The organism is Clostridium sp. C2-6-12, assembly GCF_009928485.1.
In the GTDB taxonomy this organism is placed as follows: Bacteria; Bacillota; Clostridia; order Clostridiales; family Clostridiaceae; genus Clostridium.
In genome coordinates this window covers 23201-43128 of record NZ_JAABNP010000040.1, presented here as the reverse complement: position 1 = coordinate 43128, position 19928 = coordinate 23201, and the positions used below count along the sequence as shown (strand labels likewise).

Sequence of the window (19928 nt, the reverse complement as noted above, 5' to 3'; positions counted from 1 at the left end):
ATACAAACGCAAAGGATAGGCTTTTTAGAATTACCTATCCTTTTCTAATATTTATTTAAAAATATTATTCTAATATAACTACTGCTTTAATTAAATCTTTTGGCTTGTCCTTCATTAATAAAAGTGCTTCTTCTATGTGATCAAAACCATGATACACATGTGTAACTAATTTGCTTAAATCAACACGATTATATACTACCATGTCTCTTAACATCTCTGCTCTTAGACGACCTCCTGGGCAAAGACCTCCCTTTATTGTCTTATGAGCCATTCCACATCCCCAGTCTACACGAGGTATTGGTAAAGTTTCTCCACTTCCATGGTAATTAATATTTGAAATTACTCCACCAGGTTTAACCATAGATACTGCTTGTGCTAATGTTTCAGCACCCCCACCTGCCATAATTACACGGTCAACACCTTTTCCATCAGTCAAATTCATAATTTGAGTAACTATGTCACCATCTTTATAATTTACAATATCTGTTGCTCCATAAAATTTAGCAGTTTCAACGCAAACTGGTCTACTTCCTACACCTATTATTCTACCTGCTCCACGTAGTGCTGCACCTGCTATACCCATTAATCCAACCGCTCCAATACCAATTACTGCAACGCTAGATCCCATTTGTATATCTGCAAGTTCTGCTCCATGGAAACCAGTAGTCATCATATCAGTTATCATAACTGCTTGTTCTAAAGGCATATCTTTTGGTAACATTGCAAGATTCATATCTGCATCATTTACATGAAAATATTCACCAAACACCCCATCTTTAAAGTTTGAAAATTTCCATCCTGCAAGCATTCCATTTGAATGTTGTTGAAAACCTGCTTGAACTTCTAAAGATCTCCAATCAGGAGTTGTACATGGCACAATAACTCTGTCTCCAGGTTTAAAATCTTTAACTTCACTTCCTACTTCAACAATTTCACCTACAGCCTCATGACCTAGAATCATATCATGTCTATCACCAAGTGCTCCTTCAAAAACAGTATGTATATCTGAAGTACATGGTGATACAGCTAATGGACGCACAATTGCATCATATGGACCTGCTACTGGCTTTTCTTTTTCAATCCATCCCACTTTATTAATACCTAGCATTGCAAAACCCTTCATAAATATGCTCCTCCTTAAAAATAGTTGTTATTTCTTTTAAACCATAAACTTACTGCAAAATATATTGAAATCCATTTGTGGTTACATCCTATTATTAAGCAAACTTTATGCCAAACATATTTTATGAAACATATTATGATTTTTATTTTTATATCATCCAACTGTATATCGCTATTTTTCTAACATAATGATGTGAATTTTTTGCTTAAATTGTATTTCCAATTAGTATATTCTAAATAATATGTAGTAAAAAACAACATTTTTATCATTTAATATTGTTGTGTTTTCATACACTGTTTGATTTTTAAACACAATTTGAATCATTAACTTGTTAAAAAATAAGCTATCAAAAATTTATTTAACTTTTATATCATATTTCTTCATCTTTGCATATATTGTACTTCTATTTATCCCTAATATCCTGCAAGCTTTAGAAATATTGCCATTACATTGATTTATACAACTAGAAATTGCTCTTTTCTCCAATTCTTCTAACGAACACATATCATATTCCAAATTTACATTGCTGGAATAATTGATTTCTCTTTTTATAGTTTTATTTTCAAAGGTAAATGAAGTATTTCCATCCATATTTACAATATTCTCAATGCAATTTTCTAATTCCCTTACATTTCCTGGCCAAGTATGATTTAAAAGTTTTTCATATATACTTTCTCTTATTTGGGGAATAGGTTTCACTAATTTAGCAGATTTAATTTTGAGGAAATGCTCTATTAGAATTTCAATATCCTTTGCTCGTTCTCTTAGAGCTGGTACATATATAGGAATTACACTTAATCTATAATATAAATCTTCTCTAAACGTTCCATTCTCCACTTCTTTTTTTAAATTCTTATTTGTAGCAGCAATAATTCTTACATTTACATCAATACATTTGTTCCCACCAATTCTAGTAACACAACCTTCTTGAAGTACTCTCAAAAGATTTACCTGCATATCTAGTGGCATTTCGCCTATTTCATCTAAAAATAAAGTTCCTCCACTGGCAAGTTCAAACTTTCCTGGGCATCCTCCTCTTTTAGCTCCAGTAAAAGCACCTTCTTCATATCCAAAAAGCTCACTTTCTATTAAACTTTTAGGTATCGCTCCACAATTAATCGCCACAAAGCTGTTGTTTCTTCTATTACTATTATTATGAATAGATTGTGCAATAAGCTCTTTCCCTGTTCCACTTTCCCCTTGAATAAGTACCGTAGATGGGCTATTTGATATATTCTTTATTTGTTCCTTCAATCTTAGAATAGCTTCACTTTGTCCAATTATATCGTTAAAAGTATACTTAGCACTTCTACCAATGTATTTATTAACTAAATTATATATATTTTGCATATCTTTAAAGATTCCTACCATACCAGTAATATTGTCATTTTTATCTTTAATAGGATATACATTTAAATTAAATCTTTTTTCCTTATCAGAATATATAATTTCTCTATCCTCATAGACTTGTCCACCTCTAAGTTGCTGAAGTATATGTTCCCAGTTATCTAAAACAGTATCTACATTTTTATTTATAACTTCCTCTGCTTTAATATGTAACATTTCACAGGCACTATTATTTATGGCTTTTATTGAGCCTTCCGTATCCACTGCAAAAATTCCTAAATTTAATGAATTCATAACTTTATTTAAATATTGATATGTTTTAAATAATTCCTTTTGAGTCTTCTCACCTTTTAACTGATTTTCAATAGATTTTACAGCTGCCACTACAAGGCCTAAAGTATGAGGATGAGCTAGTTGACGCCGTCCTGTTAAATTAACACATCCAATTATTTTTCCATCTTCACTATGAATAACTGAAGAAGAACAAGTCCAGACATGAAAAACTTCTATAAAATGTTCTTCACCTGAAACTTGAAGTGAACAATTTTCAGAAATAGCAGTACCAATTCCATTAGTACCAGCACTTTTTTCACTCATATCAGCGCCTTCAATAATTCCCATCTTAGTTTGATCTATTATTATATCTTCATCACCTATAATAGTAAGAACAACTCCACTTTTTTCTGTGAAATATAATGAAAAACCTGATCCTTTTAAGAAGTTATAAAGTATTTCCATAAATGGTTTAGCTATTTCTATTAGTTGTTTATTTTTTTGTATAAGAATCTGAAACTCTTTATCTTTAAGTATTCTTAAAGGGCATGGTATATCTTTTTTTACACCGTGATTACTGCTTCTCTCATGTGATCTATTTATTATTTCATTATATGCATATCTTTTCAGCATTTCATATTTCCTCCATATTATTTTCACATAAAAAACAAACTCCTAAATAATATTATACCGATTTCAGAATTGTATTACTATGTTAAAAATTATATTGTGCTTACTGATTAATCTCACATTTCTCTATATTGTTTTCAGTAATATTTACCATCCACTTTTTCGAAAACATCAATTTAAGTCCAATTACAAGCCTTACAAGTTCTTCGCTAGAAAGCAATAAATAAACCCACTCAATAGGAAGCTTTAATATAAAAGCAGAAATAAATCCCATTGGAACCCCAATTCCCCAGGTCCCTAAAAAATCTAAGTATAAGGTATATTTAGTTTGTCCTCCACTTCTTAAGACTGCTCCACCTATAATCATATTTGAAACCTTTATCCATAATATTAAGGCAAATATAATCAATAACTTTATTGTACACTCTTTTAAATCTTCAGGTATATTAAATATGACTACATATAATTTTGAAAATAAAATTAGTAAAATTCCAAATATAACTGAACCTGCAATCCCTAATTGAACAAATTTTTTTGAATATTTGAAAGCTTCATCATTTTCATCTTTACCTAATTTATTTCCTATCATAATTCCTGCTGCAACACTAACACCTGAAAATAATCCAATACTTAAGCTTTGTATAGGAAACGTTAATGTCATAGCCGCAACTTCAGTAGTTCCAATTCTTCCATATACAATAGAATACATTGTTTCTCCTACTGCCCAGAAAAATTCATTTATTAAAATAGGTGTAGTTATTACCATGATCTTTTTGAAGAATTTAATTGATAAATTGAAAATTTCTTTTAATTTAAATGCTCCTGGATACTTATTTAAATATACACAAAATAAAAGTACCATTCCTTCTAATATTCTAGTTATAGTTGTAGCATATGCTGTACCTTGTAATCCCATTTCAGGAACTCCAAACTTACCAAATATGAGAATGTAATTTAGTAATGTGTTCATTACTATTCCAAATATCCCTGCAAACATAGGTAATTTAACATGCTCTGTGCTTCTTAAAATAGATGAATACATAGTTATAATAAGTATGGGGATATATCCAATTGCTATTATTTTAAGATATTCACTCCCTAGCTCAATTACTTTACTATCATTTGTGTAACATCCTAATACCTGCGTTGGAAACACCAAGGAAATTATTGAGAATATTAAAGTTATAGCAAATCCAACAAATAAATTTCCACCAAAAGAGCGTCCTATATTTTCTTTATCTTTCTTACCCCAAAATTGAGATATCATAATAGACGTTGAGGCACCTATAGCACTTAAGGTTATTATAAAAATATTAGGAAACCTAGACCCTAAGCCTACTGCTGCAATTGCATTTTCTCCAAGCTGACCAACCATCACCTGATCAATAATACTTAAAGAAGCTTGAAACAAGCTTTGAACTGAAACTGGTATTGCTATTGCCAGCATTGGTCTTAAATAAGAATCTTTCTTTAAAATTTTATTGTCCATATACTTCTCATCACCTTTTATTATTTGTTGTACACTTTGTACTACTTTTAGTTTAAAATTATTAACTATATATGTCAATGATCTATTGTAAATTTATAATATATTGTAAATTACTCCAAAAGCAAAAAACCTTAAGAATAAATAAACTCTATTCCTAAGATTTTTGCAAATTAAAACTCACTATTTATTTTACCGAATCTGTATATACTTACAAAATAATATATATCTTTAATTATATTCCCTCTGATTCATTTACATCCTTCATTGTTAAGGATATTCTCTTTCTCTTTTCATCAACTTCTAATATAGCTACTTTCACTATATCTCCAACCTTAACAATATCTAAAGGATGTTTTACAAATCTATTTGCCATTTGACTCTTATGAACTAATCCATCTTGGTGAACTCCAATATCTACAAAGGCACCAAAGTCTGATACATTTCTAACCGTACCAGCTAATACCATTCCTGGTTTTAAGTCTTTAAGCTCAATTATTCCTGTTTTAAGTATTGGTTTTGGCATTTCTTCTCTAGGATCTCTTCCTGGCTTCTTTAATTCTTTAATTATATCCTTTAAAGTCATTTCTCCAACTTCTAAAGTTTGACTCAATTTACTTAATCCTTGTGCCTCTGCTCTTTCATCTATATCTCCAAGTTTATTATTTTTAAGGTCTTCCTTATTATATCCAAGAACTTCAATTAATTTTTTAGCTGTATCATAAGATTCTGGATGGACTGAAGTATTGTCTAAAGGCTCTTTACTACTATCAACTCTTAAGAAACCTGCACATTGTTCATATGCCTTTTGCCCTAATCTCTTTACCTTTAATAATTCTTTTCTTGAAGAGAATTTTCCAACTTCTTCTCTATAATCAACAATATTTTTAGCAATAGCTGCATTGATTCCTGAAATATGTGTTAAAAGTGATGGTGTTGCAATATTTAAATCAACTCCAACAGTATTAACTGAATCTTCTACTACACCTGCTAAAGATTCTTCTAATTTTTTAGGGGTAACATCATGTTGATATTGTCCTACGCCTATTGCTTTAGGATCAATTTTAACTAATTCCGCAAGTGGATCTTGAAGTCTTCTTCCTATAGAAATTGCCCCTCTTACTGTAACATCTAAATCTGGATATTCTTTAGTTGCAAGCTCTGAAGCTGAGTAAACTGATGCCCCTGCTTCTGATACAATAACATAAGCTAGTTCTTTTCCAGTTTCATTTTTTATTTCAGTAAGCATTTCTGCAATAACTTCTTCTGATTCTCTAGATGCTGTTCCATTTCCAAGTGAAATAACATCAACATTATGTTTAGCTATAAGTGCTTTTAATGTTTTCTTTGTTCCTTCAATATCTCTTTTAGGTACTGTTGGATATACTGCTGTATTTTCTAAGAACTTACCTGTTTCATCTAAGATTGCAATCTTACATCCTGTTCTAAAACCAGGGTCATATCCCATTACTACTTTACCTTTAATAGGCGCTTGAAGTAATAAAGCTTTTAAATTTTCCTTAAAGATTTTAATAGCTCCTTCTTCACCAATATCAGTTAATTCACTTCTGATTTCTCTTTCTATTGATGGATAAATTAATCTCTTATAAGAATCCCTTATTGCAAGCTTCAATTTTTCATCTAAAACAGCATTTCCCTTTAATACTTGATTTTCTAAATATTGAATTACCTTATCTTCATTTACAGTAATTTTAACACTTAATATTTTTTCCTTTTCACCTCTGTTTATAGCCAATATTCTGTGAGGTGGTATTTTATTTACTGCTTCTGAATATTCATAATACATCTCATAAGGTGTTGATTCTTCTGAACTACCTTTAGATTCTATATTTCCTTCTCTAACAACGAATTCCCTTATGTATTTTCTATACTTAGCTTCATCTGAGATAGTTTCAGCTATAATATCTAAAGCACCAGAAATAGCTTCTTCACTGTTTGCTACTCCTTTTTCTTCGCTTATGTATTTAGCACCTTCTTCATCTAAACTTCCTGTAAATTTACCTTCTAAAATTAATTCAGCAAGTGGCTTTAATCCTTTTTCAACAGCTATTGTTGCTTTTGTTCTTTTTTTAGGTTTAAAAGGTCTATATATATCTTCAACTTCTGTTAAAGTTGTTGCCTTTTCTAATGCCTTTCCAATTTCATCTGTGAACTTCTCTTGTTCTTGTATTATTCTTGTAACAGCTTCTTTTCTTTCTTCTAAATTTCTTAAATAAGTAAGCCTTTCAGATAGTTTTCTTAAAACTTCATCTGAAAGTCCTCCAGTAACTTCTTTTCTATATCTTGATATAAAAGGAACTGTATTCCCATCATCTAAAAGTTCAATAACACTTTGAACCTGACCTAATTTTATTTCTAACTCTTTTGCAATTCTTTCTTCAATTGAATTCATAATTTCCTCCTGATTTTTAGTAGACATATCTATAAAATAATAACTTACCATGCTATTTTATTTCATAGGAATGAATATCTACGCTATAATGTATAACTTTTTAATCTATTGTATTATTTTATTTAATATGTAATAAATTATTCGACCTAATAATATTTTACCACATAAATAACTGCCATTACTATTTTTTAGTAATGGCAGCAATAATATTTATACAGTACCTTCTTGAATAACAGTATCCACTTTAAAGTCGTCTTCATCCATATTTATAGTAAGTATTATTGTTCTTAAATCATCTTTTCGCAAGTTCTCATATACTACAACTTCTTTTTTCTCACCATTTCTATTGTATAATAATCTGAGGTTTGTCGGCTTAGTTAAATACATTAAAACTAAATTTATAGTTTTTTGTTTGTTTGAAGCTATAGTTGATATTTTATACGGACTTTTTTCTAACCCTTCATAAATCAAATAAAAATCCTTTAATTCTTCTCCTGTCATATTTTTAATAATAACATCTTTTGCATATGGCATATTAAAAAGCATACAATAATCCTCCATTTTCTATTAAATTATATATTTTCGTTCAAATAACTTTTTTCTTACTTATTCTTGCTACCTATAAAAAATTATAGACCACTATTTTGTGATGTGCATATAAAAATCATTTTACTGAAGAATCCTTTCATCATTTTCTAAATTCTTGACCTGTCCTATTGTTAATCCTGTCTTCTCAGCAATAACCTCTAAGTCCAAAACATCCATAAGCTTTTTAGTTATGCTTATTTTTTCTTCCATTCTTCCCTGTTTCTTAGCCTCATTTATAGTATCTAATTCCTTTTCTATTTCTGCTTCTTTGTTTTTCCAAAACAATATTGCTTCTGGATCAGTACTTAAATACTCTAATCCTTTAGGAGATATTTTTATTTCCATTTCTCTCATAACTCCAAGCTTTCCCTTAAACTCTAACATTTCACTCTTTACTAATTCCTGCACTCTCCAAAAAATATATTCATCAGAAATTTTATTTTCACTATATCCTAATATACTTCCTACAATTCTTGCTGATTTTTTTAAATTTTTTTCTGTATACTTAAGTATATCTATATCAAAATAATCTTCCTTTACACTTTTTATCTTGCCTTCTTCATAAACACGAAGTAATGAATTTTCAGTTTTTAGTACATTCCATTGATTTAATAGCTCATTAAATTCTTCAGCTTCAATTTTTCTTTTTATATCAATAAAAGTCTTTAGTTTTTTAGGCATAATTTCTGCAACAGCTCTATATGTATATACATTACCATTCAATGATTCTTCAATTTTATCTGATACATTAATAAAATACATTTTCGGATTCTTATCTTTTATTAATTCCAAAGTATACATCATTCCACAAAGTTCCTGACTACATTGTCCAAACCATAAATACAATGTATCCGAAGATTTAACCTTCTGAATCTTCTTATAAAATTTCTTATACCCTTTTCTTAAATGTGCATTATCCCAAGAACGAATTCTTTCATCTTCTTCACTAAGACTATTAAGCCAGTTAATTCTTTCATCCGCATTTATATAATCTTCTATTATTCCTTGGGAAATATCATCTGGGAACGCAATAACTTTCTTTCCATCTATTGATTTTTCCTTTTTGACAGCATATTTTAATACTGCACCTGCAGACGCTGAAAAGCATACATGTATAATGTTTTCTGTACTTTTTTCCATTTAATCATCGCTCCTTTTATTATTTTCCACTTTTAATTATAATAAAGTAGGAATTATTATATATTTCTTACATATAACAATCCCTATTAAATACTTCATTTATTATATAAGTCTAAAGCAGCTTTTTTATTTTGATAATCCAACTCCAGTAAGTTCCAATTGTTTTTTCTTGTTATACATTTCTCTCAAATAGCTTTTATTTTCTCTTATAAACTTAACAAAAAACACCATTCCTGCTGAGAATAAAACTACACCTGAAAAAGCATAAAAAATCATATCTTTTGATGTCAAAATAATGTTTTGAACTCCAAACCCATGGAATAAAAGAATAAATATCATGCCAATAATACCATTTAAAAAATATATAAACATGGGAATTAAAATATTTTCATATTTTACATATAAAACACAATTGACTATTCCAAGCAAGAATATTCCTATCATTTGGGCTCCAAAGTTTAATGAACAAAAAATTATTGAGGATACAATTAAGCCAATATATACATTAAATTTCTTTGCAAGTCTTTTAAATATTGTATTCCTAAATATAATTTCCTCTGTAAATGGAGCTAAAAAAACTACCATAATAAATACTATTATGTAATCAGTCACAGTATTAATAACCATTGCCGAATCATTTGAAAACCAATTAGCAAAGTCTGGACTAATCAAATATGCTAGGTCTACTAAAATATTATTGGAACCAATTTGTAAGCATGCAGTAAATAGAATAATCCAAATTATTTCCTTCATATTTAAATTTTCTTTAAAATCTAAATATAAACGTTTTACATTTTCTTTAGAAAGCTTTAATTTGAATGCCATCATAAAAACTAGTAAAATTTCAATGACTAAACTTAATATATTTTTATCAGTATTGCTAATATCTCCTTTTTTTAAAGCTATTGCAATGGCGCACACTATTGAAAAAAGAAGTACAATCAAAAACATAAATACAATGTGCCTAATTTTCATTTCTTTAAAATCATTATCAAACTTCAAAAGAGCACCTCCTCTCTATAATTTAAATTGTTAAACCTTATTATTTGAAAGCAGTAAATTTAATATTTATATAATCCATTTTTCCTATTATGATTATTATAAGCCTATGTTATTAAAATCCACTTAGAATAACATTAATTTAACCTTAAAATTTCTATTTAACTATTGGCAACATAATTTCAAAGCTTGTACCAATTTCACTGTCTACAATCCTTATTCCACCATGATGTTTATTTATTATTTTCTTTGTGATAGACAATCCAAGTCCTGTTCCTCCTGTTTTAGAATTCCTAGACTTATCTACTCTTACAAAAGGATTAAAAATATTTTCTCTATATTTTTCTGGTATACTTTCTCCATTATCTGAAAATACTGCGCAAAAATATAAATCTTTAATCTCAACTTTTATTCCAATGGCGGTTCCAACTGGATTATATTTTAATTTATTATCTAAAATGTTATTAAAAGCTCTAGTTAATTTTTCTTCATCCATCATCACATAATAAGATTCATCCGGTATATCAAAGTCATACTCAAATTTGTTATGTTCAAATTCGGGAATGTAATTAGCAATAATCTGTCTTAAAAATTCTGATATATCACCTTTTGTTAAATTAAACTTATAATCTGCATTATCATATAAAGAAAATTCAAATAAATCATTCATAAGTTTATTAGCTCTATAAGAATTTTTATTTATTATAGTTAAATATTCTAGCTTCTCTTTTTCATCTAAATCCTTATTATTAATTAAAGTCTCACTATATCCTAAAATAGAAGTAAGTGGATTTTTTAAATCATGGGATATATCTAATATTAAACCTTCTCTTATTTTTTCTAGCTTTTCTTTTTCTCTTATTTCATTTCTTATAGTCTCAGCCATCATATTAAAACCATTGGCTAAATCTAAAAATTCATTTTTTGTATCTATTTTTATGTTTACATCATAGTTATTATTTGTTATTTCCATAACTCCATTTAATAATGCTTTAATTGGCTTTATAAAAATTCTTGAAGTTGCCTTTGCAAATAGATAAACAATAAATAAAATTATAAGCACATTAAACAAAAATAATACTTGAACTAAGGATTTATATGGAATTATTTTAGTTAATATATTAGGTCTTGTAATTGCTGAATAAGGACACCCTACTATAATCATAGAATCTTCTTCTGGTAAATACTTGCTATATAATGAGTATTTAATCTTATCATTAGTGTCAATAATAGAATTATTAAATTCCTCTAACACCATGTGAGCAATAATATCTTCATTTAATACTACCTTATTCTCCTTTGTAAGACCTGCTAAATGCATATAACTTTGCATACTTAAATCTTTAAATTCACCTATAACATGTCCTTTTGAATAAGTCACTTGATTCATAGTATTAATTTTTACAACAAAACCATCTATTTTTTTTAAATCCTCGTCTGTTATAGTCCTATAATCCTCCGACAACTTATTTTCTAGTTCAGCAAAATTAGAATTATATGTACGTGGATTACACAAAATTTTATATGCTCCAATAGAAAATACTATTCCTACTGCAAGTATTAAAGTAATAGCTATGTATCCAAAGAAATATATGAAGAATAGTTCTGCTGTAACATTTCTTTTTATTTTTCTAATTTTCATTAGCATGAACCCTTTCAATCTTATAGCCTATACCTCTTATAGTTTTTATATAAACAGGATTTTTAGGATCATCCTCAATTTTTTCTCTAATGTGGCTCAAATGAACCATTATATTATTTGAATCTCCAAAATAAGCTTCCTCCCACACCTCTTCATAAATCTGTTTCTTTGTGAAAACCTTTCCTAAATTAGAAACCAATAATTTTAATATTTTAAATTCCTTTGGATTTAATTCAATTTTCTTGTCCCCTTTGTACACTTCAAAGGTTTCAGTAAATAACTTTAAATCACCAGTAGCATATATTATATCTTTATGTTCCGCATATTTATAACATCTTCTAAGATTAGAAGCAACTCTTGCTGATAATTCAATTGGACTTATTGGCTTAACTAAATAATCATCAGCTCCAAGACCTAAGGCTAAAACCTTATCAGAATCATTTCCCATTGCTGTAATACAAATTATAGGTATTGTTGATACTGCTCGTACCTTTTGTATAACTGTAATACCATCAACATTCGGCATCATTATATCTACTAAGATCAGATCTATTTTTTCATTTTCAAAAATAGTTAAAGCTTCTTTTCCATCAGCAGCTTCAAATACTTCATAATTTTCTTTTCTCATGTGCAGTGAAATTAAATTTCGAATATCTTTTTCATCTTCTGCAATCAAAATATTCATAATTTATTACCCCCTTGTAATTAATTATTCTCAGAATCTATTTTATCATATATTTGTGGAATTATAGGAATTAATTTCTTAGTATTTTTATATTGCCCCTATTAAAATCTAACTGTATAATTATTATGTAAATATTTACCAAGAAAGGTGATGAATTTATGATTAAAAATATAAGTAAAATATGTTCTTTTTTATTACTATTTCTCCTTTTAGTACTAGCTTTAAATGAACTTAAAATAATGAATTATTCAGATGATTTAAAAAAGATTTTTTATTTTCTAACCCTTGTTTTAATAATGTTTTCTTCTGTTACAACACTGCTTACAAATAAGTCTGGCTTCTTTAAATTTGTGAGTGTTGTAATAATGCTTGCACTTATAGTTGGTGGAGTTATGTCTATACTTAAACCAGGATTAAATATTTCTTTGTATGTATGCATTATTCTTACCGCTGTATATTCTTTAGTTGATATGTTTTATAAGGCTACGTAAGCTGAACAGCACATATAATTTGCAATTAACATTTTACAATGTACAATTTATTTCAAAATCAAAAAGATAGAATATAGTACTTTGTAGACACATCGTATTACATTCTATCTTTTATTTTATAAGTTCTATGAAAAACTACATTTCTTAGCTCAATTAAAAATGTCCAGTTAACAATTTAAAATTAAAATAGAAAAACAGACAGGCTTTTTAATAAATCAAAGAATAGTTATGCACATAAAAAAGAGTGTCAACAATAATTAGTTTTCAAGAAATTCCGTAAGAATTCCATCATTTATTGTCAATTGTTAATTCCAATAAATATAAACTATAGTACTTTTGTATATATATTCATCTCTGCAGGTTTTTCCATATAAGTTGACATAAGTGGAACTATTCTTTGAAAATGTTCTGATTGTGAATGTTTAGTTAATGCTTCTTTATTTTCCCAAGTTTCTATCATTGTAAGTATGTTATTATCTTTTACGTCTTGATACATTTCATAACTTATGCAGCCATTTTCTTTAACAGTTGCTTCAACTAATTCTTTTGAAAGTTTTAAAACTTCATCCACATTATCTTTCTTCACGAAATTTTTAGCTATTACTTTAATCATATTATTTCCACCCTTCATAATGAACTTTGTCTTTATTGAATCTATTAACAACCTCGCTGCTTTGTTGGTCTGGATATCCTACTGGAACCACTGAAAATGGTAATATATTTTCTGGCAAATCAAAAAGATTTCTTACAAAATTCATTGTCTCTTCTGAAGTTGCAGTTCCAAGCCATACTGCTCCAAGATCTAATTCTACAGCTTCAAGCAAAAGATTTTCTGTTGCTGCTCCCATATCTTGTTGCCATGCTGTAGGTACTTTTAAATTGTCTTTATTGGCTGCAAGTACAAATGTAACAGCTGACCCCTCTATCATTTTTGAGTATGGACTCATCTGAGATAATTTTCTAAGTGTATCTTTATTTTCAATTACGATAACTTCCCATGGCTGTTGATTAACCGCTGATGGCGCCTGCATAATTGCTTTTAATAGTTTATCAATCTTTTCCTTTTCTACTGGTTTATCTTGATATTTTCTTACACTCTTTCTTTTAAATATTGCTTCCATTTATATTCCTCCATTATTAAAATATATTATCAAATTCTTATATAAAAATTGTCTTAACCAATTTATTTAGTTGTACATACAAATGTATTACCGAAAAATATGCTAAATTAAAATTTATTTCAATTTAGCACAAGTTTCATTTAATGTATTAGTTAATGCTTTGCATTCTTCCACTCCAAGATATTCTTTATATATAGAATGTAGGTTACTCCATGCTGTATTAATATCATTTTGGATTGCCTTTCCTTTTTCTGTTGAATAAATAAAGGAATTTTTTCCTTCTACTCTTCTCTCTAAATGTCCGCTATTCTCAAGTTTATCTATAAATCTTGTAATAGTTGAAGGAGCTACATCAAGTACTTCTCCTATTTCTTTTTGGCTAATTCCATCACTTTCATTAACAACACTCAAGAGAAACGCATATGTTGGAGAAAGTCCTGTTATTCTAAATTCTTCATCAGCAAATTTTCCTATTATTCTCGATAACTTATTAACAGAATAATACAAACAATCACCTAATAATTTATTTCTATCTAACATTTGTATTTTCCTTTCATTTAATATGCATTAAATAATTATAATTTATCACAAACATATTGAAATTTAACAACTTACAAATTTGTTTAATATATAGTTGTTTGTACATACAACTATATATTAAACAAATCTTTTTGTCAATACTACTATTTACAAAATAAATCAATCTTCAAAGAATTAAACTATTCTTTGAAGATTGATTTTACACAAAATTTAGTTCTTTAAATATGCATTTATAAACATATCTATTTCTCCATCCATAACAGCTGAAACATTTGAAGTTTCAACGTTAGTTCTGTGATCCTTAACCATGCTGTAAGGATGAAATACATAAGATCTTATCTGACTTCCCCATCCCATATCTTTAAGCTCTCCAGTTAAATCTTCAATCTTTTCTTTATGAGCTCTTTCCTTTAATTCAACTAATTTAGATTTAAGCATTTCCATTGCTGTATCTCTATTAGAAATTTGACTTCTTTCATTTTGGCACTGAACTACTATGCCTGTAGGGAGATGGGTAATTCTAACTGCAGAATCAGTTGTATTTACGTGCTGGCCTCCAGCACCTCCTGATCTATAAGTATCTATTCTAAGATCATCAGGCTTTATTGTAATATCCTGTTCCTTTGTAAGCTCTGGAAGTACTTCCATAGATGCAAAGGAAGTCTGTCTTTTACCATTTGCATTATATGGTGAAATTCTAACTAGTCGGTGAATTCCTTTTTCTGCTTTTAAGTATCCATATGCATATTCTCCTGTAACCTTTAAGGTCACACTTTTAATTCCGGCCTCATCACCTGGAATTAAATCTAAGGTTTCAACATTATAACCTTGTTTTTCACACCATCTGGTATACATTCTTAAAAGCATTTGAGTCCAATCATTAGCATCAGTACCGCCAACACCCACATGTAAAGTTAAGATCACATTGTTTTTATCATATTCACCGCTTAAAAGCACCTTCATATTATAATCTTCTATTTGAGCTTCAATTGCTCTCATAGTTTCAATTATTTCACTGGCTGATTCTTCATCATCCTCTTCCATAATTTCCTTCAATACTTCAATATCTTCAAGCTGAGATTTTAGTTTATCATACTTTTCCATTTTGTCTTTAACGGCTTTACTCTTTCTAGTAACTTCTTCAGCTCTTTTGGTGTCCTCCCAAAAACCTGGCTCCTGCATTTGACCTTCTAATTCGTGAAGTTCTCTTTCTAAACCTCCACGGTCAAAGTGAAGCCCCCATTTCCTCTATAGATTTCTTTATACTTGGAAGCTTTACTAATTCTTTTTCAAGTTCAATAATCATCTAACCACCCCTTTTATTCAGTTAACAGTTAGCAATTAACAGTTAACTATTTTTGGTTGAAATCCTAAAAGGATTTCTTTAATTTCCTATTTTTATCAATTGCTTTATATTAAAAATATATTTCTAACTACTAATATATTAATAAATATATTATATTAATCACCGAATTTCTTCAACTTATTCAACCTAATAAAAATTCCGTAGAAATCCATTTATAATTGCTACAACAACTACGCTTTAAAATCTCTACGGAATTTATTATATCACATTTATTTCTAAAAAAACTCCCTAGAGTTTTTTCCTTTAACTGTTAACCGTGCACTGTTAACTGCCTTAAACTTCTCTTCCACAACAGTTTTTGTATTTCTTACCACTTCCACATGGACATAATTCATTTCTTCCATGTTTATCATCATTTCTAACTGGTACCTGTGGTGCTACTGGCCCCTCACCATTTTGTGGACCTACTAATGCTGGGTCCTCCCATGGTCCTGCTGGTTTAAATGCACCTCCACTTGGTACTTCATCATGGACTGCTGCTGTTTCCTGAGCAACTCTTACTCTTTCTGGTGCTCTTTCTATCTTAACATGGAATAATAATTTTACAGTTTCTTCTTTAATTGCTTCTATCATGTCATTAAACATTGCACTACCTTCCATTTGGTATGCTTGAACTGGGTCAATTTGTTTAAATGATTGAAGACCAATACCTTGTTTTAAGTGATCCATGCTATCAATATGACTCATCCATTTAGTATCAACAGCTCTTAAAAGAACTACTCTTTCAATTTCTCTTAATCTTTCAGGAGTAAATTCTTCTTCTTTTTGTTCATAGAAGCTACGTGCTGTTTGATAAAGACTTTCCGCTATTTCTTCATTTGAAAGATTTTCAAGCGCAGGTAAATTAACTGAATTTGGAGGTATACAAATTTCTTGTAATGCCACCATTAAGTGAAGGAATTCTTCTCTATAATTCTCTGATTCACCTGTAACATAAGTATTAACAGCTTTTGATATAACATCTTTTGTCATTGATAATACTTCTTCTTTTACATCTTCACCTTCTAGAACTTCTGCTCTTTGCTTATAGATAACTTCTCTTTGAATATTCATAACATCATCATAACCTAATAATTGTTTTCTTATATCAAAGTTATTACCTTCAACCTTTTTTTGAGCATTTTCTATTGCTTTTGAAACCATTTTACTTTCAATAGCTTCTTCTTCTTGAAGTCCTAATTTTTCAACTACACCTTGAATTTTTTCTGATCCAAATATTCTCATTAAATCATCTTCTAATGAAATAAAGAAAGTTGATTCACCTGGATCTCCTTGTCTACCTGAACGTCCTCTTAATTGGTTATCTATTCTTCTCGATTCATGTCTTTCAGTACCTACTATCTTAAGACCACCAAGTTCAACAACACCTTCTCCAAGCTTAATGTCAGTACCTCTACCTGCCATATTAGTAGCTATAGTAACCATTCCCTTTTCACCAGCATGACTTATTATTTCAGCTTCTTGTTCGTGATATTTAGCATTTAATACTTGGTGTGGTATACCTTTTTTCTTAAGCATACTTGATACAAGCTCTGATTTTTCAATACTAACAGTACCAACTAATACAGGCTGACCTTTTTCATAAGCTTTTGCAACTTCTGATGCAACTGCTTTGATCTTTCCAAGCTCAGTACTGAAAACTAAATCTGGATTATCTATTCTAGCTATTGGTCTATGTGTTGGTATAACAATAACATCTAAGCCATAAATTTCTCTAAATTCATTTTCTTCTGTTAATGCAGTACCAGTCATACCTGATAATTTCTTATACATTCTAAAGTAATTTTGGAATGTAATAGTAGCTAAAGTCTTAGATTCTCTTGCAATCTTAACTCCTTCTTTTGCTTCTATTGCTTGGTGAAGACCGTCTGAGTATCTTCTACCTTCCATAAGTCTTCCTGTAAATTCATCTACAATGATTACTTCTCCATCTTTAACCATGTAATCTTTGTCTATTCTCATACCATAATTTGCTTTTAAAGCTTGAGTTACATAGTGTTGTAATTCTATATTATCAGCATCAGCATAGTTATCTACTTTAAATGTTGTTTCTGCTTTTCTAACACCTTCATCAGTCAACATTACTGCATTTGCTTTTTCATCTTTAGTAAAATCTTTTTCAGCAACCAATTTCTTTACAAAGAAATCAGCAACCTTATAAAATTCAGTAGATTTTTCTCCTTGACCAGAAATTATAAGTGGAGTTCTAGCTTCATCTATTAAAATAGAGTCAACTTCATCGACTATAGCAAAGTTTAATGGTCTTTGAACTCTTTCTTCTTTGTAAATAACCATGTTATCTCTCAAATAGTCAAATCCAAATTCATTATTTGTTCCATATGTAATATCTGCAGCATATGATTCTCTTCTTTGATCATTGTTCAATTCATGAACAATAACTCCTGTAGTTAAGCCTAAGAAACCATATAATTCGCCCATTTCTTCAGCATCTCTTTTTGCAAGGTAATCATTAACTGTTACTATATGAACACCATTTCCACTTAATCCATTTAAATATGCTGGAAGTGTTGCTGTTAAAGATTTACCTTCACCTGTTTTCATTTCAGAAATTCTACCTTGATGAAGTACCATACCACCCATAAGTTGTTCATCAAAATGTCTCTTTCCAAATACTCTTACAGATGCTTCTCTAGTAACTGCAAATGCTTCTGGTAAAATATCATCTAAAGTTTCACCATTTGCTAATCTTTCTTTAAATTCTAATGTTTTTCCTTTTAACTCTTCATCTGAAAGTTTTTGAATTGATTCTTCTAAATCATTTATTTTGTTTATAGTAGGTCTAAGTCTTTTGACTTCCCTTTCACTATAAGTTCCAAATACAGCGCTTAATAGTCCCATAATTACATCCTTTCGAAATTCTAATTTCATTTCTATATGTGTATTTTATTCATTCATAAATTAAATATAAATTACGTATTTTTTAATTATAGCATTTTACACATCTTCTTTTCAATAAAACTCAAGATATTTGTGTTAAATCCCATATAAATCATTAAATCTTAACAATTTATTAATAAAATTATAAGAACTTTTCTTTTAATGCGTAAATGATTTATGATTTATCTAATTTATAATATCATTCAACATCATTAACTTACAGAATTCTCTCTATAAGCATAAATTTATTTTATCAAACTTAAAATAACTGTTCAAGCTGCAACTCTAATGCATCTTGAACAGTTATTTTTTAATGTATTATATTAATTCAGGTTCTAACAAACCATAATCTCCATCTTTTCTCTTATATACCACATTTACCTTATTAGTGTCAGCATCTTGGAATACAAAGAAATTATGTCCTAGTAAGTCCATTTGAAGAATTGCTTCTTCTGAATTCATTGGTTTAACCCCAAATTTCTTTACTCTAACTAGCTTTCCTAAATCTTCTTCTAACTTACTATCTATATCATTCAATTCTCCAAATTTTACTGAGCCTCCATGCTTTCTCGACAATCTAGTTTTTTGTTTTCTTATTTGTCTTTCTAGCTTGTCTTCTACCAAGTCTAAAGACTTGTACATATCTGAAGTTGATTCTTCACCTCTCAATATAGCTCCATTAAATGGAATTGTAACTTCAATTATTTGTCTATTTTTTTGAACACTTAATGTTGCTTTTGCCTCCACATCTTTCTCAAAATACTTTTCCAATTTACTTATCTTTTTTTGCACAATTTCCTTTAGTGCTTCTGTCAATTCCATATTTTTTGCAATAACTGTAACTTTCATAAATTCCAGCCCCTCTCCCTTGAAAAAGTTTTGTTAAGTTTTATATTTTTGAGTTAATATTATTTTATCATCTTTTGACGAACTTAACAAGAGAATTATCAGTAAATTCTGAAAATTAATTTAATGAAAAAAAATAATCCTAAAAAATCGGATTATTTATGTATCTAAAAGTAAAAATTTAATTTTAAATTGTATTATTAACATACTTTAAGTTGTATATAGCAAAAAACTGATAAAATTAACTCTGCATGTCCTTAAATAAAGAGTAAAGCTAGTTGACCTGGTCTTTGACCCCACACTCGCCTGCTGGAGCTTTTGCTACTAAAAATTAATTCCT

Annotated in this window: 16 protein-coding genes; 1 reads left to right on the top strand and 15 read right to left on the bottom strand. The window is 28.9% G+C overall.

Translation table 11 applies throughout. The features are described 5' to 3' along the window. Window positions 1-64: 64 nt before the first annotated feature. The 9 genes from GXK56_RS23580 to GXK56_RS23540 all read right to left on the bottom strand — a co-directional run bounded on the left by GXK56_RS23580 (window position 65) and on the right by GXK56_RS23540 (window position 12326). The gene (locus GXK56_RS23580; RefSeq protein ID WP_160692065.1) at window positions 65-1123 is read right to left on the bottom strand and encodes an NAD(P)-dependent alcohol dehydrogenase; all 1059 of its coding nucleotides are present in this window, start codon (window positions 1121-1123) and stop codon (window positions 65-67) included. 354 nt (window positions 1124-1477) lie between these two features. Then, window positions 1478-3376: a sigma 54-interacting transcriptional regulator gene (locus tag GXK56_RS23575; RefSeq protein WP_160692064.1), complete on the bottom strand. Its 1899-nt coding sequence runs from the start codon at window positions 3374-3376 to the stop codon at window positions 1478-1480. 100 nt (window positions 3377-3476) lie between these two features. Further along, window positions 3477-4940 carry an MATE family efflux transporter gene (locus GXK56_RS23570; RefSeq protein ID WP_243156230.1) on the bottom strand — a complete coding sequence of 488 codons (1464 nt, stop codon included), beginning with the start codon at window positions 4938-4940 and terminating at the stop codon, window positions 3477-3479. Window positions 4941-5094: 154 nt separating this feature from the next. Further along, complete coding sequence (locus tag GXK56_RS23565) at window positions 5095-7272, bottom strand: Tex family protein (protein WP_160692060.1); 2178 nt, start codon at window positions 7270-7272, stop codon at window positions 5095-5097. 210 nt (window positions 7273-7482) lie between these two features. Beyond that, window positions 7483-7818 (bottom strand): hypothetical protein, encoded by a 336-nt coding sequence (locus GXK56_RS23560; protein ID WP_160692058.1) that lies wholly within the window; start codon window positions 7816-7818, stop codon window positions 7483-7485. A 123-nt stretch (window positions 7819-7941) separates the two neighbouring features. Continuing rightward, complete coding sequence (locus GXK56_RS23555; RefSeq protein ID WP_160692056.1) at window positions 7942-9000, bottom strand: DUF1835 domain-containing protein; 1059 nt, start codon at window positions 8998-9000, stop codon at window positions 7942-7944. Between the two features lie 126 nt (window positions 9001-9126). Beyond that, window positions 9127-10002, bottom strand: coding sequence for a CPBP family intramembrane glutamic endopeptidase (locus GXK56_RS23550; RefSeq protein ID WP_160692054.1), 876 nt, complete (start codon window positions 10000-10002; stop codon window positions 9127-9129). A 154-nt stretch (window positions 10003-10156) separates the two neighbouring features. Then, entirely contained in the window at window positions 10157-11641 is a 1485-nt protein-coding gene (locus GXK56_RS23545; protein ID WP_160692052.1) for a HAMP domain-containing sensor histidine kinase, read from the bottom strand. Continuing rightward, window positions 11631-12326, bottom strand: a complete 696-nt coding sequence (locus GXK56_RS23540) for a response regulator transcription factor (RefSeq protein ID WP_160692050.1) — start codon at window positions 12324-12326, stop codon at window positions 11631-11633. The genes GXK56_RS23545 and GXK56_RS23540 overlap by 11 nt, the downstream gene beginning before the upstream one ends. Before the next feature lie 158 nt (window positions 12327-12484). On the opposite strand from GXK56_RS23540, the gene GXK56_RS23535 reads away from it, so the two are divergent. Then, window positions 12485-12817, top strand: coding sequence for a hypothetical protein (locus GXK56_RS23535; protein ID WP_160692048.1), 333 nt, complete (start codon window positions 12485-12487; stop codon window positions 12815-12817). Window positions 12818-13142: 325 nt separating this feature from the next. On the opposite strand, the gene GXK56_RS23530 is transcribed toward GXK56_RS23535, so the two are convergent. The 6 genes from GXK56_RS23530 to raiA form a co-directional block, all read right to left on the bottom strand. After that, window positions 13143-13430: a putative quinol monooxygenase gene (locus tag GXK56_RS23530; RefSeq protein WP_160692046.1), complete on the bottom strand. Its 288-nt coding sequence runs from the start codon at window positions 13428-13430 to the stop codon at window positions 13143-13145. Window position 13431: 1 nt separating this feature from the next. Continuing rightward, window positions 13432-13938, bottom strand: a complete 507-nt coding sequence (locus GXK56_RS23525) for a nitroreductase family protein (protein ID WP_160692044.1) — start codon at window positions 13936-13938, stop codon at window positions 13432-13434. 114 nt (window positions 13939-14052) lie between these two features. After that, entirely contained in the window at window positions 14053-14478 is a 426-nt protein-coding gene (locus GXK56_RS23520) for a MarR family winged helix-turn-helix transcriptional regulator (protein WP_160692042.1), read from the bottom strand. Between the two features lie 210 nt (window positions 14479-14688). Next, window positions 14689-15784, bottom strand: a protein-coding gene (prfB, locus tag GXK56_RS23515) for a peptide chain release factor 2 (protein WP_160692040.1) whose coding sequence is annotated in 2 segments (ribosomal slippage) — window positions 14689-15705 and window positions 15707-15784 — 1095 coding nt in all. Because the reading frame shifts where the segments join, the coding sequence is not laid out codon by codon here. A gap of 333 nt (window positions 15785-16117) precedes the next feature. Next, window positions 16118-18703 carry a preprotein translocase subunit SecA gene (gene secA / locus GXK56_RS23510; RefSeq protein ID WP_160692079.1) on the bottom strand — a complete coding sequence of 862 codons (2586 nt, stop codon included), beginning with the start codon at window positions 18701-18703 and terminating at the stop codon, window positions 16118-16120. Between the two features lie 357 nt (window positions 18704-19060). Further along, the gene (gene raiA / locus GXK56_RS23505; RefSeq protein WP_160692038.1) at window positions 19061-19591 is read right to left on the bottom strand and encodes a ribosome-associated translation inhibitor RaiA; all 531 of its coding nucleotides are present in this window, start codon (window positions 19589-19591) and stop codon (window positions 19061-19063) included. Window positions 19592-19928: the final 337 nt, after the last annotated feature.